Raw genomic sequence first — 22,758 nt, forward strand, 5'->3', positions numbered from 1 at the left:
CTTTCACAAAAGTTCCGTATCTCTGTGTTCATCACTCCTTCAGTCTGCAAAAATAGCGCAAGCCTCCCAAATCTCCTATTTCGGGATGCAGAATCTGTATCAGATCGGATAACAAATAATCGGGACGGAACGGAGTCTCCTCGTAGAAAGGAACTTTTGCCGTATTACAACCATAGACATTCCGGGTCTTGAAAGCCTTAAAACCGGTGTAGCCGATATAATCCGCCTCCAAATCAGCATAGCTCATGTCGCGGTCGCGGTTGTACTTCACCAGCCAGACGTCGGCATCGCCCGCCTTGTCGAAAATGGTCTCGAAAGCCAGAGGAACAGAACCGCTGTGGGTATCGTCGGCAAAAGCGTAACGCCCGCAAGCATCCTGAAAAAGCCTTCCTATAGTGCTACGCCCTCCCGGAGCGTACCATGCCGAACCACTTTTCATCTCGCTGACAATGGACAGTGAGGTGGAGGAAAGCTTTGCACGCATCTTGAGGCGCCGGTAGCAGCTATCCACCTCGGCAAACAGACTGTCAGCTTGTGGCGCAGCCCCGAAGAGCAGCCCGTAAAAACACATCCACTCGGCACGTCCCAAAGCGGAGGTTTCCATGTAGTCGGCACATTCGATGATGGGAATATCCAGTTTCTCGATACGGCCATAACCGCCACTGTTCTCGAACGGAGACAGAAGGATGGCATCGGGATGCAGGTCGATGATGCGCTCCATATCGGGATTCATACCGTCGCCACAATCGGCGATGGTGCCCCGGCGGCAGGCCTCGTGCACGGCCGGCAGCTTAATGTACTTCAGGTCGCAAACGCCGCCGATACTACTGAACACGCCCAGATTATCCATCAACCCGCAATGTACGGAAGAGTAAATGACCGATTTGGAGAGCGGGGTACGCACCACGGTACCTTCCGGAAGATGTGCCGGGAGTTCACGGTCTTTAGGAACCAGGATATAGGTATGCAGCGTGTGCAACGTATCCCAGGGATTGCGCAGGGTGGCAAGGGTATAGTCGGGATAGGACACTAAGGTAAGGTTCTCCGCATAACGTAAGGGAATGGTGTCACCGTCGGGCAAAGCAGAGGCAGTCTTGCCCCTTCCCCCGCAGGAGAAAAGAAGCAAGACTGCGAGTATGCAGATAAGAAAGCTGTTCCTTTTCATCGACATTAATTAAAGAAAACAGCGGAATTAGGATTGACACCTCCTGCATCGAACTTTTCTATGAACGTACCGTCTTTCTTGAAACGGTAGATGGTACCGTTCGTAATGAAATCGGAAGTACTGATATAAATATCACCGTTATTGTCGTTTATTGTCAACATATGCAATGTACTCGATACAAGTTCAGCAGGAGCATCTTTCAGGAAAGAAGCATTATTCATCTGTCCCGTCTTGATGTTGTAAGTAAAGAAAGTGTTGACAGTTGTAACCGGTTTAGTACTCCAGTCCGTCATTGAATTCACCAGATACAATATATCATTATTGGCAGCCATATAAGTGGCATTGCCTATCTTGGTAACCTTGTTGCCTTTGGCCGGCTCAATCATCTGCAGCACATAGCCCTCTGCAGAAGAATAATCATCAGAAATGAGGAACACTTTGTCGTCCTCTTCCAGCATTTGTGTATTGGGATTGGAAGCCACTGTCAATGTTTCCTTTAGTGTGAATGTTCGCAAGTCTATCACTTTAACATCATTGTGATAAGTATAGTCAGCAGTACAACTATTCGAAACATAAAGCATGTCCTCACAGATTGCCACACCTTCCAGATTGTCACCAAGTCCGGTCAATTTATCCACTACCTCCAACGTTGTCGCATTGATTTTAGCCACTGCTCCTCCCCAAAAGGAAGCATAGATATACCCATCCTCAGCATCTATATAGCGAATACCAGCACTGAGGTCGTTGTCGCCTACGAACGAAACACGTTTCAACTCCACACCTGCAGCATTCAGCTTGGTCAGATAATTAGAGCCATAAACGGCTATATATATTTCATCTTCATACTCAATCATGCTCTGACCAAGGTCACCCAACTTGGCATTGTTTTGGGTCTTGTAGATATCACTGATAAAATCCGCATCCTTATTGGGTGCATAAAAGGCAAGTCCTGCATTGTTGGCCCCTTGAGAGCCTTCGTTCAGAATATAGACACGCGTCTGCGGCAGTGTCACCTTCGACCCGTCATCATCCAGAGAATCATCGTCGTCGTCACTACAAGATACCAAAGAGGCACCCAAAGCAAGCATGCAGAGCATACCGAATAATAAACTTCTTACTTTCATAATCACTGTTGTTATTGTTTATAATTATTTCTTATTGTTTATAAATGGCTGACTCAAAACTTAAAGGTCCCCGTCAGCCGCCACGAACGGCCCGGCATAGGATAATATTTTATCACGTCATACTGTTCATCGGTCAGGTTTATAATCTCAGCCTGCAACCGGAGTCGGCAACTGCCCAAAGCAAACTCATGAGAGAGGCTCATCGTATGCTCCCAATACCCCTCAATCTCATTCTCCGGAAGGTTCTGCGACAAATAGTAGCGTTTTCCCACTCCCACCACCGAGTAGCCCACATTCACCCACGGCGTTTCCACAATGGCAGACGCATTTCCGCTATGGAGAGGGGTATAAGGCAATTGGTCTTTATAGTTCTTGGCATCGGCATCGGTCAGGTCAATGGCCTTCTGCCACGTATATCCGCCCGACATAACCAGTTTTATTTTTTTTGTCAAGGGTACAGTGGCGGCCAAAGTGGCATCCACACCTGCGGCATGTACCTTGCCGTAGTTTGCCATCTTCCACGCATAGGTGGTGGGAAAAGCCACAATCTTATCCGTCACATCGTTGTAGTAACCGTCGAGCGTAAAGGAAATATAATCGAACACAGCCCATCCGGATTTGCTCCATGTGATACCGACATTATATTCGTCCGCTTTCTCGGGCCGCAGATTGCGGTTGCCCAGCCGGTAGTAATAGAGGTCATTGAAAGTGGGCAGACGGAACGTACTCTTATACATCAGCCGGAGATACAGTGACTCGTCCTGCCACGGCTGCATGCTGACCGACAGAGAAGGGGCAAAACGATGGAAATCGTCGGGAGTCGTACCCTTCTCTGTATGCTCCGACGTGGCGGTATGCACCAACGAAGCGGTGGCCGTGAGCCATCCTTGCCGATAGCGTGCATTGAAAGCACTGATAGAAGTATATCTTGTGGGGAAAGGACATTCCGGCAAGCTGTTGCGTAGCTTGTTCATCACTCCGTCCTGCGCCAACGAAAGGGTCAAAGTTTCCAGAGGACGGTAGAGAACGGTCGCGGAGATATAATACTCGTCTTGCCGGTGATTTTCCCGATAATATCCGTCGGTATATTCCTTGCCTTCATCCTTATACTTGTTCCAGCCATGATTATACTTTGCCTGCGCCTGCAAACTCCATTGGGGCGAAAAATGCTTCCTATAACGTGCCTGTACAAAAGTATTCTCATCCCAAAGTGTCTCATCGGAAAGAGGATTATAGAGTGTAACCGCCCCCGGAAGTCCCCGACGGGAATAGAAGTAGTAGCCTTTCACATCCAGTTCACCGCCATCCTTGAACGTATGATAAAGGGTGGCTTCGCCCTGCCATGAATAGATGCCGGAGTTATTACGTTTCTCTTCCGTCACATATTTGCCATTGACCAGCGTAAAAGGATAATTCCCGTCCGCCCTCATATAACCGGCATCTACCGCCACGCGTGTACGACCGCCCAACTTCTGCCACCAACGCAGCGAGGGGCTGACCATTCCGAACGAACCGCCACGCACCCGTGCCTGGAAAGCGGCATTACGTCCATCGTCAAAATGAGGCTTTTCCGTCTCTATGCCCAGCACACCGGCCGATGCATACAAGCGGGCAGACTGCAACAAGTCCTCCGACTGCCCGATGGCGAGCGAAAGCATGGAAACATTGTCCAATGAAAAACGTCCGATGTCTATCTGCCCTGCCTGACAGTTGCTCACCGCCACCCCATCATAACTGACAGCCGTATGAGCCGCCCCCATATTGCGGATGGAAACCGTTTTCAATCCTCCAATACCTCCATAGTCCTTGACATTGGCACCGGCAAAGCGCCGCACGGCATCTGCCATATTCTGTATTCCCAACCGGCTGATGTCCTGCTGTGACATAGTCTGTACGGGTACGGCAGAAGTTACTTTGTTGGGTGACCGACGTGCTGTCACTGTCACTTTCTCTATCTGATGCACTTTCCCCGTAATCGTATCTCCCCCCACTTCCTGGGCAGAGAGCCGGAACATGCTTACACTCAAGAAAACGGCACAGGCCAATTGCACCTTAGTCCTTCCTGACATAGAATAATTGAAGATTATCTTAAAACCATTTGCGCACTGCCCACTTTCCTCGAATGGACAATTTTTCGACTTTGTCTTGCAGGTCTTCTGACTCGTTCCCGGTGTATCGCCTTCCCATCCTTTCTGAAAGACAGTGGCACAAGTATGATACACCGAACATGGAACTCACAGCAGCGGGACTGTTCGGGACTTTCACCCGATTCCCTTTTCATCCGCTTCTCCGGATAGAGAATGCGGAACAAAACGCAGGCAAAGATAGAATAAATAAAAGAAAATTCAGTAAACAATAAAACGAATATTACCGTTTTAACAGTCATTTTTCTAACTTTGTAACATAATAACCCCAAAATTGAGTTGCCATGAAATATAAATTATTGGTTCTTGATGTAGACGGAACGCTACTCAATGATGAAAGAGAAATCAGTAAAAGAACATTAGCAGCTTTGCTGAAGGTACAGCAAATGGGAGTACGTATAGTCTTGGCATCCGGCAGACCGACTTACGGGCTGATGCCATTGGCCAAGGTACTTGAACTAGGTAATTATGGAGGATTCGTACTCTCCTACAATGGTTGCCAGATAATAAAGGCGCAGAACGGAGAAATACTGTTTGAACGCCGCATCAATCCGGAAATGCTGCCTTATCTGGAAAAGAAAGCCCGCAAGAACGGCTTTGCCATCTTTACCTACCATGATGACAACATCATAACAGACAGTCCGGACAATGAACACATAAAGCATGAAGCCCAACTGAACAACTTGAGAATAATCAGAGAAGAAGAATTCTCCACTGCCATAGATTTTGCACCATGCAAATGTATGCTGGTGAGCGATAAGGAGGAAGCTTTGGTCGGGCTGGAACAACATTGGAAAAGGCGTCTGGCCGGAACTTTGGACACATTCCGTTCCGAGCCTTACTTCTTAGAAGTAGTGCCCTGCGGGGTCGATAAAGCAAATACCTTAGGCGTCCTGTTAGAACATTTGGGAGTAAAACGGGAAGAAGTCATCGCCATTGGAGATGGCGTATGCGATGTGACCATGCTCCAATTGGCCGGCATGGGGGTAGCTATGGGACATTCACAAGACTCGGTAAAAGTCTGTGCAGACTATGTGACCACATCGAATGCAGAAGATGGAGTGGCTCTGGCCGTAGAAAAACTAATATTGGCAGAAGTACATGCGGCAGAGATTCCCCTCGACTTGCTGAACGAACGGGCACGCCACGCATTGATGGGAAACTTGGGCATCCAATATACGTACGCTTCGGAAGAACGTGTAGAAGCAACCATGCCGGTAGACCACCGTACCCGCCAACCTTTCGGCATCTTGCACGGCGGTGCCACCCTCGCTTTGGCCGAAACCGTCGCAGGACTCGGTTCCATGATAATCTGCGAACCCGACGAAATTGTCGTGGGAATGCAAGTCAGTGGAAACCACATTTCCTCTGCACACGAGGGAGATACTGTAAGGGCAGTAGGTACTATCCTGCACAAAGGACGTTCATCCCATATCTGGAATGTGGATGTATTTACTTCGACAAACAAATTGGTTTCCTCCATACGGGTGGTGAATAGTGTTATAAAGAAAAGGTGAAACATTGCTAGTACATAGTTCATGTTAATCCCCCCGCTCAAGCCAGCCATCAGTTTTTGAAAATCATCAATTTTGCCAGCACGCAGCACTGATTGCTTGTATCGCCCTGTTCATCGGCATTACAGCAGTGCTGGCAACCGTGCTGGCAAGTGCTGGCAAAACGGTTGCCAGCACTACTTTTTCTTCTCATTTACAGCCTTAATCATCTGATAGTAAGAACTTAGCAATGCTTTTTTACCCAATTTTCAATCATATCAAAATAACATCTATTAACACCGATTTGGGGCTTATTCTTCACTTTCCTCGTGCAAATACTGCATTTAGGGGGGAAATCCCGTTGCATACAGTGCCGGAAGTGTGGCTTTTGCTCCCCGAACACGGGTACTTTTTCCCTTGATGCCCTATGTGTAATGCAGAGAAGCTTGATGCATAATTCCCGAAACCTTATTACAAAGCTTCGTCCCATGTACGTGGGCTCGCCGGTTTACGTGCGTGAACCGACGGGCACACATGCGCGAACCGACGAGCCCACGTGCGCGGGACAAGGTTTTACATAAACCTCCGTGATAAAAAGCATGGGGCATACACGGATTCTACCTATACAATCTTCCGGTTTTGCCCTTATCTGAGGGACGGTCTATCCGTTTATTGTATTGTTTAAAATCCTACTTCCCTGCTGGTGAGAGTGCATTATCAAAGAAAATGCCGGGACTGGAAAAGATTCGGGAGATAAGGGAAAAGGAAAATCAACTATAGACAACCATTATGTTAAAGATATGTTAAAGTGATACTACTTTGAAATTTTCCAGCTCTGGCGCATATATTTGAATAAAAAACTATTTGTATGAAACAGAAAATATTGTATATACATGGTTTGTCATCTTCCGGCTCATCATCAACAGCAAAGAATTTGCGGATGTTCTGCCCGAATTATGAAATCTTGTCTCCCGACTTGCCCATTCTTCCAGACGAAGCTCTTGATATGCTACGTTCTCTGTGTAAAAAAGAGCATCCGAATATAATCATCGGCACATCCATGGGCGGCATGTTTGCCGGACAGCTCAGAGGTTATCGCAAAATACTGGTCAACCCGGCTTTTCACGTTTCCGAATTCATGCGCACCCAGATTGGTGTCCATGAATTTCTAAATCCCCGGCAAGACGGCAAAACCCAGTACGAAATCACATCCGAATTATGTGATGCCTATCAAGCAATAGAAAAATGCCAATTTGAGGACCTCTCACCATTTGACCAAAACAATACATACGCCTTGTTCGGAAAGAACGACACTTTAGTACATGGGCATGATGAATTTATTGCCCATTACAAAAAAGACAATACAAGATGGTTCGAGGGAGAACATCGGCTGAACTTTGAGATTACAAAAGATATTGTTGTACCGCTAATACATAAAATCATGAAAGAAGAGATAAAAGAAAAACTCCTGTCATCACCGCTATTCAATTTGTCATTGTCCTCCAAGGAATTGTTTCATAGCAATTTCCTGTCTTGGATAGGAGAACGATACCCTGACCTGTTCATAGCAATATTCGAGGAATTAGGATGTAGTGTAAAATGGAAATCCAAAGCATGGAAAGTAAAAAGAGAACTGTTGAATTTAGACCTATGCGTACAGCTGTGTAATGGTGAGCATATCCCGTTTGTATTGGAGAACAAAGTAAAGAGCATTCCTCGTAAAAACCAGTTGGATGAATATGCAGCTAAGTTAAAACCCACGCCGGAAGATAACTTGATACTATTATCGCTGGCAACAGAGTTTCCAGACAAGAAAGATATTGAAAAAGAAGGAAAATGGAAGATTTGCAGTTACAAGCAGTTGTACGAAGCCATAACCATAAGCAAGAACAAAAAAAATAATGTGGAAGAACCATACCATCGGGCTTTGATTGAAGATTATTGTCTATTTATACAGAGTTTGCATACTCTTGCTCAAAGTTGGAAAGTAAATGAAGGAGACACGTTCTTGTTAGCGAAGACAAACAAAGAGTATTGCAAAGAACTACGGATTGGGGATTTGCAAGACAAGATATGGTACTCGCAACTATGTGTCAAGCTCAATCAGCATTTAAAAGATTTATTGAACGTAGAGACTATTTCCGGATTAAACATAGAGGAGATAAAAGGCAAGGAAACTAACTCGAATAAAGTCTATACAAACTGGGGCTTTACTCACGGACAAGGTTTGTTGGAAGCAAAAGTGAAAATTCACAATGAATACATCTTACTGGTGCAACTCCAAGGAGATAGGTATTGCCGCGGTATAGAATGGATAAGAGAAAAGCCTGCTACGCACGAAGAATATTGGGAAAATACAAAAAATGAGAAAATCCCACAATCATTCTTCCAATTCGATGATGAGGCTGTTGAATTTCCCTCCATATGTATAGATGCGAATAAAAAGATAGAAGCAAGGAAGCACAAAGATGGAACCCGTACCTATAATAAATATGGTGACCGTTTTTTGTATCAATCAAAGAAAATACAGGAAAATGCAACAGTGAGCGAGGTGCTGAATGCCATCAAGGAAGATATAGAAAAGATTATCTCCAGATAATTCTGCATTTTCTTTCTCAATTCTGAAATTTTCATCTCAACTTGTATATAATTGAATCGACCGTCAGAAATCCCAAGTTCCGGTTTCTGATGGTCGATTCAATTTTATTAATGCAAGAACAAAAATTATGATAAGTATGAAAATATCAACAGAAAGACTTTGCATCCGAAATGCAGAAACAACAGATGCTTTAGGCGTCTATGAACTGATGAGTGACGAACAGACCGCTCTCCAAACCGGTTTCTCCCCGATGAGCCATCCGAGCGAAGCAGAAGGGAAAATTCGGAAAGAGCTGGTTACCGGTAACCTGTTTGTCATTACCAAAAAGGAAGAAGCACAAAAGGTGATTGGCGTATTTGAGTTATATCCTTGCTCACTTCAAGAAACGAACGGAAACTCTGCAAACTATAAAATCTGCTATTTCCTCCACAAAGAAGCACGAGGGAATGGGTATATGACAGAAACCATAAAATCTATCTTACCCTACCTCTTCAATGAATGCTGTGTAGGTACACTCGTTATAACAGTCTTCCCTCGCAACGACGCTTCGCGCAGGGTGGCAATCAAAAGTGGTTTTATCTTCAAAGGATTGGAACGGGAGCATGGCATTACCGGCTGTGATGAATTGGTAGATGTAGAGGTTTATATGCTCACCAAAGAAGAATACGAATATCCGGGAACGAACAAATTGCAAAAAGAAGATTTAAGAATAATCGAGAAACAGAAATGGATAAACCAAGGCGGCATTCTTTTCCCTATACCCGGCTATGCCTCTTTGATGTCAACACCCGGCAATGGAGTATTCCGAATCTATAAAGAACCAAACACCGGAAGACTTGGATTGGAGAAGATAGACGAAACCTTTGCGTTCAGTTTCAAGATATATGACCTCGAATGCGAAGATGTGATGAAACGGATTATCACAACATGGACTTCGGAATTGTTTGTCAAGAATAATAAGAATCTCGGTGTTATCTTCAACGGTATAAAAGGAACGGGCAAAACCATTGCCGCCAAGTTGCTCTGCAACAAAATCGGACTGCCTGTCATTGTCATTTCCAAACCGATGGATGGTATGCTGGAGTTCATTCAATCACTGTGTTTCGAAGCAATCATACTGATAGACGAAGCGGAAAAAACTTTTGATGAAGAGGAAGATGTATTGCTGAAAATGATAGACGGAGTATATAATAGCAAACGAAAATTGTATATCCTTACGACTAACGAATTGAATATCGACGAGAACCTGTTGGGTCGCCCCGGACGGATACGCTACATCAAAGAGTTCTCCAACCTCTCGGCAAAGGCGGTGAATGATGTGATAGATGACCACCTTACTAATATGTCCTTAAAGGAAAGTATCTTGAAAATGGTGGATTCGCTTTCCATCTCTACCATAGACATTCTGAAAACCATTATCGAGGAATGCAACATTACCGGTGAAATCATCTCTGAAGATATACTCAATGTACCAAGAGCGAAATATAGGATAAACATCATTCAATTCGAGGATTTAGGAACAGATTATTATTGTGATTTGAAAGGATTTATAAAAGCTGAAATACCTGCAAATGTAACCATAGAGGAATGGTTATCAAAATCGGTTGCCGGTAAAAAAAATGTAAGGAACAAAGACATGATAGCCGAGAAGTTTGGTTGCAAAGTGAGTATTCGTTCTCAGTTGAACAGTACTTCTATTGTTCATTGTGGACAACAGGTGTGTAAATACGAAATAGTAACCTGCGAACCGGATGCTCTTGGCTTCTTCACTGTTGAATGTGAATACGACGGTGATATTACGTTGTGCTGCCTGGGCAATGCAAAAGCTACGCCATCTTTATATAAAGGTACTCTATACTGATTGGGCATGGGAAAAAGATTGAACGTAGAACAGATTTTATGTCTACAATGGCTGGGCGTAAAAGCATCTGAAATATTCCGGGCTAATGAAAATTTCTTCAATAATATAGCGAAAGAACGGGATGATTTGGAAGAGCTATTGAACAAGGCCAAGTCACGGATAAAAGAGCAAGAAAGGTTGGGTATCTGTTCATTCCCCTTCCATCATCCCGACTTTCCTCAATGCCTACGTGTCATAGGAGAAGATTGTCCTCTACTCATTCATTTATTGGGAAATATGGATTTATTGGACAGAAAAGCCGTTGCAATCATAGGAGCAAGAAAAGCCGGGGAAAAAGGCTGTTATATTGCCTATAATTGTGCGGTAGAATGTGCAAAGAATGGAGAAGTAGTTATCAGCGGTATGGCTTTAGGTTGCGACACTGCTGCCCATCAAGGATGTCTTTCTGTTAATGGTAAAACTATCGCTATTGTGGCTTCCGGGTTGGATATTACTCATCCCAAAGAGAACAAGCCACTGCAAGATAGGATTCTTCAAAATGAAGGTCTTCTATTGTCCGAGCAAGTAATTGGCGTGAAAGCCAATCCCACACGATTGATAGCCCGTAATCGCTTACAGGCCGCTTTATGCCAGAAGTTGATTGTGGCGGAATGCCCTATTCACAGCGGAACCATGCACACCGTAAGGTTTGCGCAGAAGTATGAGAAGAAAATATATGCCGGGCAATTCACCCATTACAACCAGGGCAATTCCGGGAACGAATATCTATTGAAAAATAAAATAGCACTGCCGATATGATGATTCGATATAAAGGTTTTAATATCTTCGCATTTTCTGACACACATGGGAAGCACGAAGAAGTTCAAATTCCGCCTGATACGGATATTCTGATTTGTGCAGGCGATGTAGAAACCGATGAATACAACTTTGCCCGATTTATGGAATGGTATTCTAACATTCCTGCACTGCTGCGACTCTTCGTACCCGGAAACCATGATTTGTCATTTGACATATATCCGATTGCTGACGTTCAAAAACAGATACCGAACAATGTGAAACTTTTGTTGAACAATGGATTTTCTTTTAGTGGATTGAATTTCTACTCCATTGAGGCCAGACCTTGGTTGCATACCCCGTTGAGTATTCCTGACAGTTTGGATATACTTGTCACACATGGAGCGGCAAAAGGTTACTTAGATAATGGACATGGTTGCTCACTTCTTGCAGAAGCCATCTCAAAGCATCCTCCAAAAGTCCACCTATTCGGACATACTCATGAATGTGGAAACCTGTATTTGAAAACAGATTATACAACATACTATAATGTAAGTCTATATCAAGACTTATTTCAACAACAATAAAGAAAAAACAATGGAAACATTTTTTGAACTGAAATTAAAAAGGAGATACTCATTCTCACATACAAGCCATTAATCTCCCTCCTCTCGTTCCGTACCGGAAACAATCATAGGAAGTCTAAAAAAGAAATTAGCTGAATACAGAAGGAAATAACTTACGTGGTACAGCAGAAATTATTATTGCTCAAAACAGGAATGGAGATACGGGAATCGTGCGTTTGAAGTTTAATGGAGAGTATTCAAAATTTGAGAATTTAGACGATTAACACTTTATTCTGTGTCTCCCGAAAACTATAAGGTTGATAAGAAGGACTACTTGTGATGCAGTCAAGCGAGCTCATACCCTCCCCCTGAAACACAAAAGCGTGCAACTCACCAGAGCTGCACGCTTTTGCTTATTGTTTATTATCTGTATCCTTATCGGAATCATTTGACTTCCTCAAAATCAGCATCCTGCACATTATCGCCATGCTTTGTATTATCCTGAGCACCGCCTTGTTGCCCTGCATTCATATCAGGACCAGCTTGTGCACCACCCTGAGCACCACTCTGGGCATACATTTCAGCACTTGCAGCCTGGAATGCCGTATTCAGTTCGGCCATGGCAGAGTCTACGGTAGCCAGGTCTTGAGCCTTATGGGCATCTTTCAGCTTCTGCAAAGCAGCTTCAATCGGAGCCTTCTTGTCAGCAGGGAGCTTGTCGCCGAGTTCCTTCAACTGATTTTCGGTTTGGAAAATCATAGAGTCGGCTTGGTTCAGCTTGTCTACTTTCTCACGCTCTTTCTTATCTGCTTCGGCATTGGCTTCGGCTTCGGCTTTCATCTTTTCGATTTCTTCCTTGCTCAAACCGCTGGAAGCTTCGATACGGATAGCCTGTTCCTTACCGGTAGCCTTATCTTTGGCAGACACCTTCAAGATACCGTTGGCGTCGATATCGAATGTCACCTCAATCTGAGGAATACCGCGACGTGCCGGAGCAATACCTGTCAGGTTGAACTGGCCGATTGACTTGTTCTGTGCAGCCATCGGACGCTCACCCTGCAATACATGGATGGTAACCTCCGTTTGGTTGTCGGCGGCAGTAGAGAATGTCTCGCTCTTCTTGCAGGGGATGGTAGTGTTGGCATCAATCAGCTTCGTCATCACACCACCCATAGTCTCGATACCCATAGACAGCGGAGTAACATCCAGCAACACAACGCCCTTGATTTCGTCCGTCAAAACGGCACCCTGCACGGCAGCACCTACGGCTACTACCTCATCCGGATTCACACCCTTGGAAGGAACTTTACCGAAGAAGTCTTCTACCAACTTCTGTACAGCCGGGATACGTGAAGAACCACCTACGAGGATTACTTCATCAATGTCCGCATTGTTCAGACCAGCATCGCTCATAGCCTTCTTACAAGGTTCCAAACAAGCTTGAATCAAGTTGTGAGCCAGAGCCTCGAACTTGGCACGGGTCAACGTCTTCACCAAGTGCTTGGGCACACCGCCTACGGGCATGATGTACGGCAAGTTGATTTCAGTGCTTGTAGAAGAGGACAGCTCTATCTTAGCCTTCTCGGCAGCTTCCTTCAGACGTTGCATAGCCATCGGGTCTTGAGTCAGGTCGGCACCTTCGTCGTTCTTGAACTCCTGAACCAGCCAGTCGATGATTACCTGGTCGAAGTCGTCACCACCCAGGTGAGTGTCACCGTTGGTTGACAATACTTCGAACACACCGCCACCGAATTCGAGGATAGAGATATCGAATGTACCACCACCAAGGTCGAATACGGCAACCTTCATGTCCTTGTGAGACTTGTCAATACCGTAAGCAAGAGCTGCGGCAGTCGGCTCGTTCACAATACGCTTCACTTCAAGACCTGCAATCTGTCCGGCTTCCTTTGTAGCCTGACGTTGGGAGTCTGAGAAGTATGCGGGGACGGTAATTACGGCTTCTGTCACTTCTTGTCCCAGATAATCCTCGGCAGTCTTTTTCATCTTCTGCAGAATCATTGCAGAGATTTCCTGCGGAGTATAGAGACGTCCATCGATGTCTACACGCGGAGTATTGTTGTCACCCTTTACTACTTTATAAGGCATGCGGCCGATTTCTTTCTGCACCTGGTCCCAGTTTTCGCCCATGAAACGTTTGATGGAGAAAACCGTACGGGTGGGGTTCGTGATAGCCTGACGCTTGGCAGGATCACCGATTTTACGTTCGCCACCATCAACAAATGCTACTACTGAAGGAGTGGTGCGCTTACCTTCACTGTTTGCAATTACTACAGGTTCGTTACCTTCGAATACTGCAACGCAAGAGTTTGTTGTTCCTAAGTCAATACCAATAATTTTTCCCATGATCGTTATTTTTTTATTTGTTATTATTCTGTTTCGACGTCCGCCTCAGTGGCAGACGCCAATAAAAAGACAAACGTTGTGCCAAATTGTTCAGAGCAGCCGCAGATTTATACTTGTGGCAGTTTGTCTGTCAGTTTGGCAGAATTAAAATCATTTTTTCTGTCGGAAATTACCATTTGTTAATTTCCATTCCATTCAAAAGCTCTACTTTTGTCGCCCGAATCAGAGATGATAAAACATGAACAACATTAATCATTTCCCTTGCATACCTTTAACCGTTCCTCCATGGAGGAAATATTGTTCCACCGTGGAGAAAATATCATTCCACCACGGGGGAAATATCGTTCCACCATGGTGGAACGATTAAGGATTAGTTAACATTGGGCTTAATCGTAGCAACGGAAATGATTAGTTTTCACATATTAAAGAAATAAATAAGATGAGTATGGAAAAGATGAGAGACAGTATCGACTTCAAGAACACGGACATCAAGACATTGTTCCGCAAACTATTGCTCCCTACTGTACTGGGGATGATTTTCTCCGCACTATTCGTTATCACCGACGGCATCTTTGTCGGAAAAGGAATCGGCAGTGATGCTTTGGCGGCGGTCAACATTGTGGCACCGCTATGGTTGTTCTCTACGGGGGTGGGACTTATGTTCGGGGTCGGCGCCTCTGTGGTAGCCTCCATTCATCTGTCACACGGGAAGGTCAAGGTGGCACGCATCAATATCACGCAGTCGGTAGTCATATCTTCCTTGTTGCTGATGTGCACCTCCACCCTATTCTGTTCATTTGCCCCGCAGGTGGTAAAGCTGCTCGGAGGGTCTGAACGGCTCACGCCATTGGCTGTGGAATACATGCTTTGGTTTGTGCCTTTCTCTCTGTTCACGGCATTGCTCAATTCGGGTATGTTTTTTCTGAGGCTGGACGGTTCGCCCAACTTCGCCATGATGTGCAATGTGGTGGCTGCCGTTCTGAACATCCTATTGGATTATCTGTTCATCTTCCCCTTTGGCTGGGGAATGTTCGGTGCCGCACTGGCAAGTGCCATAGGTACCACGGTAGGTGCATTGATGATAGTATTCTATCTGATGCGCCGCCGGTGCGCACTGCGCTTCCACCCCATTAAGATGAGCCGGAAAAGCATGCAACTGATGCGCCGCAACATTGGCTATATGTGCCGATTGGGTTCCTCCGCCTTCTTGTGCGAGGTGGCGATTGCCTGCATGATGTTTGTCGGCAACCAGGTGTTCATTCATTATCTGAAGGAAGACGGAGTGGCGGCATTCAGCATTGCCTGCTATTTCTTTCCTATTATATTTATGGTATATAATGCCATTGCGCAGTCGGCGCAGCCGATTATCAGTTATAACTACGGCCTGAACGAGAGCCAACGTGTCCGCCGCGCCTACTTGTTGGCACTGAAAACGGCCATAGGCTGCGGTGTATGTTTTGCCCTGGTCACAATATTCTGCAGCCCTGAAATTGTCGGTATGTTCATAGACCGCAGTTATCCGGCTTATGACATAGCGGTAAAAGGGTTGCCTTTGTATGCCACCGGCTTCGTGTTCTTTGCCGTCAACATCGTATCCATCGGCTATTTCCAGAGTGTGGAGCGTGCCAAGTATGCCACAGTTATCACCCTGCTGCGTGGTTTTATCCTGCTGACAGCCTGCTTTTTCGGACTGCCCCTGCTATTGGGAGACCGGGGAATCTGGCTTGCCACTCCTCTTGCAGAAATGCTGACAACCCTCTTTATCCTCGTGATTTACATATCCGGGAAAAAGGAGCATAAAGAAAAATCCGTATCTTTAGACAAGATGGGCTGCACCCCAACATAACTTTTTCATGCAAGCATAAAAGTCCTGTCTTCGGTTTACACTATCTTTGCAGCATGGAAACTATGATAAAGAAATTCTGCAAGAAGTATAAACTACCGGAAAACACTTTGCACGAACTTCTGTCACACATGGCAGAAGTTCGTTTCAGCAAGGGAGAACTCATTATCAGCGAAGGGGAAAGGAACAGCAATTTCTATCTTTTGAAGAAAGGTATCTGGCGCGCCTACCACCTGACAGAGGGTACGGAAAACTCCCTTTGGTTCGCCGCATCGGGCGATACAGCTTTCTCATCGTGGGGATATGTGGACGGCGAAGTTTCCCCCATCAACATCGAGTCGATGAATGAAAGCATCGCCTATTGTATCAGCAAGCCTGAGCTGGAAGCCCTTTTTTTGCATTCCGTAGACATGGCCAACTTCGGCAGAAGAATCTTTGAACGGGAAATTCTGTCGGTAGACAGTTCTACGGTAGCCTACGGTACCCCTCCCACTGCCAAAGAAAGGTACATGACGCTGATGGAAGAGAATCCGGAACTGCTGCAGGATGTACCGCTCAAGTATCTGGCTTCTTATCTCTACATCACTCCGCAATCCCTGAGCCGGATACGCGCAGGATTAAAGAAAAAGTAAAAGACCATTTTATGTCAAGATGCAAAAAAGGCTCTTAGCAGATTATTTCTGTAAGAGCCTTTTTTATTTCAACCTATCTTGTCAGTTCTTCACCAACACCATCACCAGGTTATTGTCAGCATCGTACAGCCCGATGCCTCCGCCTGCCAGCTTGCCAAAAGACTGAACGGAATTCAAGGCTTTCAGCACACGGCCTTCCACCTCCATATCAGGGCATGCCATCATGGTACTGATAACTTGCGGGAAAGAGATTGCCGACGGGTTTTCATCATCAACCTGGAAAGCGCCGTTAATCAGATTGCAACCCGCATTGCCGTGCAAGCGCTTTTCTGCAATATTAAATTCGATGAACGGCTGCTTCTCCATTCCGTCGGGAATAGCCTCGCCCGCAGCCTCACTAATTATCCACTTTCCTTCCAAATCAGACAACTTGGAAACGGATTCTTTCTTCTGCAACACGACTATGGGACGATTGGAAGCACCGCATAAAGCTATATTTTCCTTTCCCAGCTTCTTATACTTTTTCACTTTGTTCAAAGCCGACAACACATTATTTTCTACAGTCATATCCGGACAAGCCATACGGGTACTTGCCAAAGCGCCAAGGTCAATCGTGCCGGGCTTGGCATTCACGTCAAACGAACCCATCATACGGTTGCAACCACTGTTGCCAAATACTTTTCCAGTCTTTGTGTCAAAACCGATATAGGGAAATTCCTGACCCGGAGCAGGGACTACGGCAGTACCATTCACTTCAATAATATTCCACTCACCGCTGATGGAAGAAAGAGTTGCGGCATTTTTGGTTGATGCACAAGAAGACAAGCCCATCAACACGCTTGCCATGCATAGGGAAACAAATACTTTTTTCATTGTTATTCGTTGTTTAAGTTAATTTATTCAAGGGGCAAATATATAGAAAATAACCCAAATGCAAGTAATTTGTTTAATATTTGAAGCATTTGCCCCAAAGTATTTAGCAGGATTTTAATGTTTATCTAAGAATTAACCCTTATATTTGCTCTCCGTATTTTTTATAAACCTAATATAATAATATAGTACAAAGAAATGGGTAAAGTTCTTATTATCGGTGCAGGCGGTGTAGGTACCGTTGTTGCGCACAAAGTGGCTCAAAATCCTGATGTGTTTACAGAAATCATGATAGCCAGCCGCACCAAGTCCAAATGTGACGCTGTTGTCAAGGCAATCGGTAACCCGAACATCAAAACCGCCCAGGTAGATGCCGACAGCGTGGACGAACTGGTAGCACTCTTCAATAGTTTCAAACCCGAAATCGTCATCAACGTAGCCCTCCCCTACCAAGACCTCACCATCATGGAGGCTTGTCTGCAAAGTGGAGTCAACTATCTGGATACCGCCAATTATGAGCCGAAAGATGTTGCCCACTTTGAATACAGTTGGCAATGGGCCTATAAGAAACGCTTCGAAGATGCCGGACTGACCGCCATCCTCGGTTGCGGTTTCGACCCGGGAGTGAGCGGCATCTATACTGCATACGCCGCCAAACATCATTTTGACGAAATACAATATCTGGACATCGTAGACTGCAATGCCGGAAATCATCATAAAGCATTCGCCACCAACTTCAATCCGGAAATCAATATCCGTGAGATTACACAGAACGGCCGCTATTATGAAAACGGAGAATGGGTGACAACCAAGCCGCTGGAAATCCACAAAGACCTGACTTATCCGAACATCGGTCCGCGCGACTCCTACCTGCTTTATCACGAAGAACTGGAGTCTCTGGTGAAGAATTTCCCCACCATCAAGCGTGCACGCTTCTGGATGACGTTTGGACAAGAGTATCTAACCCACCTGCGCGTTATCCAGAACATCGGCATGGCACGCATAGACGAAGTGGAATATAACGGCATGAAGATTGTTCCGCTGCAATTCCTGAAAGCCGTCCTCCCCAACCCGCAAGACCTGGGCGAAAACTACGAAGGCGAAACATCCATCGGCTGCCGCATTCGCGGACTAAAGGATGGCAAAGAGCGTACCTACTATGTATATAACAACTGCAGCCACCAGGAGGCCTACAAGGAAACCGGCATGCAGGGCGTAAGCTATACCACCGGTGTGCCCGCCATGATTGGTGCCATGATGTTCCTCAAGGGATTGTGGAAAAAGCCGGGGGTATGGAATGTCGAGGAATTCAATCCGGACCCGTTCATGGAACAGCTCAACAAACAAGGCCTGCCTTGGCATGAGATTATCGACGGAGACTTGGAAGTTTGAAATTAATGATTAATCATTAAACATTAATCACTAATCATTATCCACTAATCATTAAACATTAACAAAGTGAATATAGGAGATAAAGCACCCGAAATATTGGGTATCAACGAAAAAGGTGAAGAAATCCGCTTGAGTGACTATAAGGGAAAGAAGATTGTACTTTACTTCTACCCCAAAGACATGACATCCGGCTGCACGGCACAAGCCTGCAACCTGCGGGATAATTATGCCGACCTGCGCAAAGCCGGTTATGAAGTCATCGGCGTCAGTGTGGACAGCGAAAAGTCACACCAGAAATTTATTGAGAAAAACAATCTGCCTTTTACCCTGATTGCAGACACCGACAAGAAGCTGGTAGAACAATTCGGAGTATGGGGCGAAAAAAGCATGTATGGCCGCAAATATATGGGAACGTTCCGCACAACTTTCATCATTAATGAAGAAGGTATTGTAGAGCGCATCATCACTCCGAAAGAAGTGAAGACCAAAGACCATGCGGCACAAATTTTATAATCATTAAACATTAACAACGTGGCAAAAAAAGACGAACTGAATTTTGAAAATGGCAGCAATCTGGCATCGGGCGAAAAACTGAAAGCCTTGCAGGCTGCCATGGACAAGATAGAAAAGAGCTTTGGTAAAGGCTCTATCATGAAAATGGGCGACGAAAGCGTCGAACAAGTAGAAGTTATTCCCACAGGTTCCATCGGCCTCAATGTGGCTCTTGGCGTGGGAGGATATCCCCGCGGACGTATCATCGAGATTTACGGCCCGGAATCTTCCGGTAAGACAACCCTTGCCATTCATGCCATCGCTGAAGCGCAAAAGGCAGGAGGCATTGCCGCATTCATTGATGCAGAACATGCTTTCGACCGCTTCTATGCGGCAAAACTGGGTGTGGATGTGGACAATCTGCTGATATCACAGCCGGACAATGGCGAACAAGCACTGGAAATCGCAGAGCAACTGATCCGTTCCTCCGCTATTGACATCATTGTAGTGGACTCTGTGGCTGCATTGACCCCGAAAGCCGAAATTGAAGGCGATATGGGTGACAACAAAGTAGGTCTGCAAGCCCGGCTCATGTCACAAGCCTTGCGTAAACTGACGGCAGCTGTCAGCAAAACACGCACCACTTGTATCTTCATCAACCAGTTGCGCGAAAAAATCGGTGTCATGTTCGGCAATCCCGAAACAACTACCGGCGGTAATGCACTGAAGTTCTATGCCTCCGTACGTCTTGACATCCGTGGAAGCCAAGCCATCAAGAACGGCGATGAAGTAATCGGCAAGCAGACCAAAGTGAAAGTTGTGAAGAACAAGGTAGCTCCTCCTTTCCGTAGAGCGGAATTCGACATCATGTTCGGTGAAGGCATCTCCCGTGCAGGCGAAATCATTGACTTGGGTGCAGAGCTTGGCATCATCAAGAAAAGCGGCTCATGGTTCAGCTATAACGAGACGAAAATTGCCCAGGGACGCGACGCCGCCAAGCAGGTCATCCTTGACAATCCGGAACTGGCAGAAGAGCTGGAAGGGCTTATCTTTGCAGAATTGAGAAAAGACAAATAACAAAAAAACTTGCCAATAGAAAAACAAAACATTCTATTGGCAAGTTTCCCTAAAAGGTTACCGCTTCCTATTCCATCTTTTCCAAACGTTCTTCCAAAGCCTCCATGCTTTTTTCAAAACGTTTCCATGTATCGGTATCCATTTGTTCTTTCAGATACTTATTGTCTTTCAGCTTGGCTACATTTTCCAGCCCTTTCAATGCCAGTTCTTGCGAATGCTTCAATTCTCCAAGCCAATCGCGGTTCTTCAGCTTCTCTATCTCAGCCCAGTTTATATCCGGAAGCTGTATATTCACATTGTTCCCATTCCAGCTGGTATTCTGATACATCATGATATTCTGTATATCCTTCAAAGTCATATCACCTTCCAAATAAACAAATTTCAGAGTAGCTGCACCATCTACAATCATAATCAGCTCCTTCACCTTTTCCCCTTTACGGCTCATGTAGAATTCAGAACTGGAGACTGTTCCCTTCTGCTTCATCAGCAATTCATATCTGGAAGACTGCACCAAAGAACGAAGATCCTTACGCATTTCTTTCTTTACATTATTATCCATTGTAGAAAGTACCTGCACAGAGTTCAACTGTCCGGACACTTTCCCAATATAAACATCTTTAGTAAACAAGTTGGGATTCGTTTCTATCATTGCCTTGGATATGTAGACGGACGACACGCCTTTCATATCTCCATACTTGTTGAATAGGTTCTTTTGTGCCTGGCAAAGCAAAGGCAACATCAGCAGTACACCTGCCAAAATCATTTTCATTGTTTTCATATCAGATTATTGTTGAATTTCTTTTCTTACTTCCTGGTTCACCTTCGTTACGTCTATCCGCGTTTCCTCTATCTGTTCAATTCCCTTGTTCAGATTCGCAGACACCTCGATTAAAGTGGCCTGCAATGCCTTATAAGCAGCTTCCGGATCAGAGAAAGTGTCCTGAGGTGTAGGAGGACGCATATCCTCTCCCATGTTCGTAATGCCATAACCTACACCTACAAGAACCAGAATGGTGGCAGCAATACCTCCTATCCAGCGCCAATTACGTTTGGCCTTGTTCCGGTGGAAAAAACGTTGTTCCTCTTCAGCCTTTTCATCAATCATCCGGCTCAGTTTATCCTCCAATCCGGCGGGAACATTATCCACCACTTCCCCGGGAAAAAAGCTGAGAAAGAGTTTCTTGTCCTTCTGCAAGTGCTCGGGCACTTCTTCGGTTCTGAAAGCTTCCTTCAACAACTCTTCTTCCTGCTCGTTGGTATTCCCTTCATAAAATTCGGCGAGCAGCCTTTCAATTTCCTCGACTTTCATAGTTACTCCATTTATTAAATTCCTCACGTATCTTTTTTCTTGCCCGGGACAACAGTACACGGACATTGGTAGCATTCAATCCCGTGACCTGCTCTATCTCTTCATAAGAACATCCCTTGACATCACGCAACGTTACTATTTTCTGCTGTTGCACCGGCAGATGGGCAATGATATGCCTTACCTGCTGCGCTTCATCCCGCGCTTCAAAGTTATCTGCTTGAGACACATTATGCACTTCGGCCAACTCCACACTCTGTCTGCTCAAAGTATACTTTCCCGAACGAAGCAAATCAAAGCACATATTTTTCACCAGAGTAACGCTGAATGCTTCCGGATTACTGATAATGGCCAGTCCTTCCCGCTTGTCCCACAACTTCAGATAAGCTTCCTGCACCAAATCTTCAGCGTCGGCAGCATTCTCCAACAGCCTATAAGCTATGCAGTACAGCTTGCGATGATATGGCAGAAACTCTTTTTTAAAACTTTCAGCGTCCATGGGCTATTTATCAATAGTAGATTCCTGTTTATACCCTTCAGACGTAGGGGGAAAGGATTTTGTTACACGACCAGGAAGAAAAAATGGAAAAAAAATGAAAACACCAATAGCACCAGCCCAAGAGTGCGTTTATTTCAAGACATCAGCAATCCGCTTTTTAAGATTCAATTTTGCAATGTCTTCAGGCTTCAGCTCAAGCTCCACCAACACCTTCGCTGTGGAGAGTCTGTATTCCTGCTCTAACGTATCATAATTTATCTGTTCCTTATGAATGGAATACAACAAAGCAAAATCGTAGTTCAAGGCACGTGAGACATTATACAACGTATCCGTATCAACACTTTTTCTCGTAAGCATATAGTCTACACTTTGAGGCTTAACTTTCAGTCTTCGTGCAAGTTCCGCCTTGGTAACCTGCTGTTCAAGCATCACGTTCTTGATTATCTCTCCGATGTATATATTACTTTTTTCCATTTATATGAAGGTACAAATTAATCATTCATATTATAAGGAACACCAATACCAATTTGTCTGTATGTATCGTTCTTTTTATTCAT

General features: G+C 45.1%; 20 protein-coding genes and 1 riboswitch. Of the genes, 11 read left to right on the forward strand and 9 right to left on the reverse strand.

Annotated features, from left to right (window positions below):
* Positions 1-31: 31 nt before the first annotated feature.
* The 3 genes from DW947_RS17860 to DW947_RS17870 are packed head-to-tail and all read right to left on the reverse strand — an operon-like array spanning position 32 to position 4,358.
* Complete coding sequence (locus DW947_RS17860; protein ID WP_117963593.1) at positions 32-1,165, reverse strand: ABC transporter substrate-binding protein; 1,134 nt, start codon at positions 1,163-1,165, stop codon at positions 32-34.
* A 5-nt stretch (positions 1,166-1,170) separates the two neighbouring features.
* Complete coding sequence (locus DW947_RS17865; RefSeq protein WP_016272788.1) at positions 1,171-2,289, reverse strand: YncE family protein; 1,119 nt, start codon at positions 2,287-2,289, stop codon at positions 1,171-1,173.
* A 53-nt stretch (positions 2,290-2,342) separates the two neighbouring features.
* Positions 2,343-4,358, reverse strand: coding sequence for a TonB-dependent receptor plug domain-containing protein (locus DW947_RS17870; RefSeq protein WP_044468853.1), 2,016 nt, complete (start codon positions 4,356-4,358; stop codon positions 2,343-2,345).
* Between the two features lie 59 nt (positions 4,359-4,417).
* A riboswitch (cobalamin riboswitch) is annotated at positions 4,418-4,617 on the reverse strand.
* 100 nt (positions 4,618-4,717) lie between these two features.
* On the opposite strand from DW947_RS17870, the gene DW947_RS17875 reads away from it, so the two are divergent.
* From DW947_RS17875 to DW947_RS17905, 6 genes are all read left to right on the forward strand, one after another.
* Complete coding sequence (locus tag DW947_RS17875; protein WP_016272790.1) at positions 4,718-5,950, forward strand: Cof-type HAD-IIB family hydrolase; 1,233 nt, start codon at positions 4,718-4,720, stop codon at positions 5,948-5,950.
* An 844-nt stretch (positions 5,951-6,794) separates the two neighbouring features.
* Positions 6,795-8,525, forward strand: a complete 1,731-nt coding sequence (locus DW947_RS17885; RefSeq protein WP_119958578.1) for a YqiA/YcfP family alpha/beta fold hydrolase — start codon at positions 6,795-6,797, stop codon at positions 8,523-8,525.
* 136 nt (positions 8,526-8,661) lie between these two features.
* Entirely contained in the window at positions 8,662-10,386 is a 1,725-nt protein-coding gene (locus tag DW947_RS17890; RefSeq protein WP_165859475.1) for a GNAT family N-acetyltransferase, read from the forward strand.
* A 6-nt stretch (positions 10,387-10,392) separates the two neighbouring features.
* Complete coding sequence (locus DW947_RS17895) at positions 10,393-11,184, forward strand: DNA-processing protein DprA (RefSeq protein ID WP_133303613.1); 792 nt, start codon at positions 10,393-10,395, stop codon at positions 11,182-11,184.
* On the forward strand, positions 11,181-11,747 hold the full coding sequence (locus tag DW947_RS17900) for a metallophosphoesterase (protein WP_016272794.1): 567 nt from the start codon (positions 11,181-11,183) through the stop codon (positions 11,745-11,747). Before DW947_RS17895 ends, DW947_RS17900 begins: the two co-directional genes overlap by 4 nt.
* Positions 11,748-11,917: 170 nt before the next feature.
* The gene (locus DW947_RS17905; RefSeq protein ID WP_080782291.1) at positions 11,918-12,010 is read left to right on the forward strand and encodes a DnaB-like helicase C-terminal domain-containing protein; all 93 of its coding nucleotides are present in this window, start codon (positions 11,918-11,920) and stop codon (positions 12,008-12,010) included.
* Positions 12,011-12,170: 160 nt separating this feature from the next.
* Here DW947_RS17905 and dnaK read toward each other — a convergent pair whose 3' ends face one another.
* Entirely contained in the window at positions 12,171-14,090 is a 1,920-nt protein-coding gene (dnaK, locus tag DW947_RS17915) for a molecular chaperone DnaK (RefSeq protein ID WP_005831748.1), read from the reverse strand.
* Between the two features lie 445 nt (positions 14,091-14,535).
* On the opposite strand from dnaK, the gene DW947_RS17920 reads away from it, so the two are divergent.
* Both DW947_RS17920 and DW947_RS17925 read left to right on the forward strand, forming a co-directional pair.
* Positions 14,536-15,936, forward strand: a complete 1,401-nt coding sequence (locus DW947_RS17920) for an MATE family efflux transporter (protein WP_119958583.1) — start codon at positions 14,536-14,538, stop codon at positions 15,934-15,936.
* Positions 15,937-15,989: 53 nt separating this feature from the next.
* Positions 15,990-16,565 (forward strand): Crp/Fnr family transcriptional regulator, encoded by a 576-nt coding sequence (locus tag DW947_RS17925; protein WP_034522707.1) that lies wholly within the window; start codon positions 15,990-15,992, stop codon positions 16,563-16,565.
* 81 nt (positions 16,566-16,646) lie between these two features.
* On the opposite strand, the gene DW947_RS17930 is transcribed toward DW947_RS17925, so the two are convergent.
* The gene (locus DW947_RS17930; RefSeq protein ID WP_005831757.1) at positions 16,647-17,438 is read right to left on the reverse strand and encodes an META domain-containing protein; all 792 of its coding nucleotides are present in this window, start codon (positions 17,436-17,438) and stop codon (positions 16,647-16,649) included.
* A 195-nt stretch (positions 17,439-17,633) separates the two neighbouring features.
* Between DW947_RS17930 and DW947_RS17935 the strand changes: the two genes are divergently transcribed.
* The 3 genes from DW947_RS17935 (at position 17,634) to recA (ending at position 20,396) form a co-directional block, all read left to right on the forward strand.
* A complete protein-coding gene (locus DW947_RS17935) occupies positions 17,634-18,827 on the forward strand; it encodes a saccharopine dehydrogenase family protein (protein WP_005831761.1) in 1,194 nt (397 codons plus the stop codon).
* A 66-nt stretch (positions 18,828-18,893) separates the two neighbouring features.
* Positions 18,894-19,340, forward strand: a complete 447-nt coding sequence (gene bcp, locus DW947_RS17940; protein ID WP_119958581.1) for a thioredoxin-dependent thiol peroxidase — start codon at positions 18,894-18,896, stop codon at positions 19,338-19,340.
* An 18-nt stretch (positions 19,341-19,358) separates the two neighbouring features.
* Positions 19,359-20,396, forward strand: a complete 1,038-nt coding sequence (gene recA / locus DW947_RS17945) for a recombinase RecA (RefSeq protein ID WP_005831765.1) — start codon at positions 19,359-19,361, stop codon at positions 20,394-20,396.
* Between the two features lie 67 nt (positions 20,397-20,463).
* On the opposite strand, the gene DW947_RS17950 is transcribed toward recA, so the two are convergent.
* From DW947_RS17950 to DW947_RS17965, 4 genes are all read right to left on the reverse strand, one after another.
* Positions 20,464-21,174, reverse strand: coding sequence for a DUF4252 domain-containing protein (locus tag DW947_RS17950; RefSeq protein ID WP_005832692.1), 711 nt, complete (start codon positions 21,172-21,174; stop codon positions 20,464-20,466).
* Positions 21,175-21,180: 6 nt separating this feature from the next.
* Positions 21,181-21,705, reverse strand: a complete 525-nt coding sequence (locus DW947_RS17955; RefSeq protein ID WP_005832693.1) for a hypothetical protein — start codon at positions 21,703-21,705, stop codon at positions 21,181-21,183.
* Positions 21,686-22,201 carry an RNA polymerase sigma factor gene (locus DW947_RS17960; RefSeq protein ID WP_087331867.1) on the reverse strand — a complete coding sequence of 172 codons (516 nt, stop codon included), beginning with the start codon at positions 22,199-22,201 and terminating at the stop codon, positions 21,686-21,688. The genes DW947_RS17955 and DW947_RS17960 overlap by 20 nt, the downstream gene beginning before the upstream one ends.
* Before the next feature lie 129 nt (positions 22,202-22,330).
* Complete coding sequence (locus DW947_RS17965) at positions 22,331-22,675, reverse strand: helix-turn-helix domain-containing protein (RefSeq protein ID WP_005832695.1); 345 nt, start codon at positions 22,673-22,675, stop codon at positions 22,331-22,333.
* Between the last annotated feature and the right edge of the window lie 83 nt (positions 22,676-22,758).

It is taken from the genome of Bacteroides sp. AM44-19, assembly GCF_003603395.1.
Taxonomy (GTDB): domain Bacteria; phylum Bacteroidota; class Bacteroidia; order Bacteroidales; family Bacteroidaceae; genus Bacteroides; species Bacteroides uniformis.

What these genes read in the sequence shown, in the direction of transcription:
- DW947_RS17860 (WP_117963593.1), bottom strand. Translation starts at nt 1,165, where the DNA reads ATGAAAAGGAACAGCTTTCTTATCTGCATACTCGCAGTCTTGCTTCTT.
- DW947_RS17865 (WP_016272788.1), bottom strand. Translation starts at nt 2,289, where the DNA reads ATGAAAGTAAGAAGTTTATTATTCGGTATGCTCTGCATGCTTGCTTTG.
- DW947_RS17870 (WP_044468853.1), bottom strand. Translation starts at nt 4,358, where the DNA reads ATGTCAGGAAGGACTAAGGTGCAATTGGCCTGTGCCGTTTTCTTGAGT.
- DW947_RS17875 (WP_016272790.1), top strand. Translation starts at nt 4,718, where the DNA reads ATGAAATATAAATTATTGGTTCTTGATGTAGACGGAACGCTACTCAAT.
- DW947_RS17885 (WP_119958578.1), top strand. Translation starts at nt 6,795, where the DNA reads ATGAAACAGAAAATATTGTATATACATGGTTTGTCATCTTCCGGCTCA.
- DW947_RS17890 (WP_165859475.1), top strand. Translation starts at nt 8,662, where the DNA reads ATGAAAATATCAACAGAAAGACTTTGCATCCGAAATGCAGAAACAACA.
- DW947_RS17895 (WP_133303613.1), top strand. Translation starts at nt 10,393, where the DNA reads ATGGGAAAAAGATTGAACGTAGAACAGATTTTATGTCTACAATGGCTG.
- DW947_RS17900 (WP_016272794.1), top strand. Translation starts at nt 11,181, where the DNA reads ATGATGATTCGATATAAAGGTTTTAATATCTTCGCATTTTCTGACACA.
- dnaK (WP_005831748.1), bottom strand. Translation starts at nt 14,090, where the DNA reads ATGGGAAAAATTATTGGTATTGACTTAGGAACAACAAACTCTTGCGTT.
- DW947_RS17920 (WP_119958583.1), top strand. Translation starts at nt 14,536, where the DNA reads ATGGAAAAGATGAGAGACAGTATCGACTTCAAGAACACGGACATCAAG.
- DW947_RS17925 (WP_034522707.1), top strand. Translation starts at nt 15,990, where the DNA reads ATGGAAACTATGATAAAGAAATTCTGCAAGAAGTATAAACTACCGGAA.
- DW947_RS17930 (WP_005831757.1), bottom strand. Translation starts at nt 17,438, where the DNA reads ATGAAAAAAGTATTTGTTTCCCTATGCATGGCAAGCGTGTTGATGGGC.
- DW947_RS17935 (WP_005831761.1), top strand. Translation starts at nt 17,634, where the DNA reads ATGGGTAAAGTTCTTATTATCGGTGCAGGCGGTGTAGGTACCGTTGTT.
- DW947_RS17950 (WP_005832692.1), bottom strand. Translation starts at nt 21,174, where the DNA reads ATGAAAACAATGAAAATGATTTTGGCAGGTGTACTGCTGATGTTGCCT.
- DW947_RS17955 (WP_005832693.1), bottom strand. Translation starts at nt 21,705, where the DNA reads ATGAAAGTCGAGGAAATTGAAAGGCTGCTCGCCGAATTTTATGAAGGG.
- DW947_RS17960 (WP_087331867.1), bottom strand. Translation starts at nt 22,201, where the DNA reads ATGGACGCTGAAAGTTTTAAAAAAGAGTTTCTGCCATATCATCGCAAG.
- DW947_RS17965 (WP_005832695.1), bottom strand. Translation starts at nt 22,675, where the DNA reads ATGGAAAAAAGTAATATATACATCGGAGAGATAATCAAGAACGTGATG.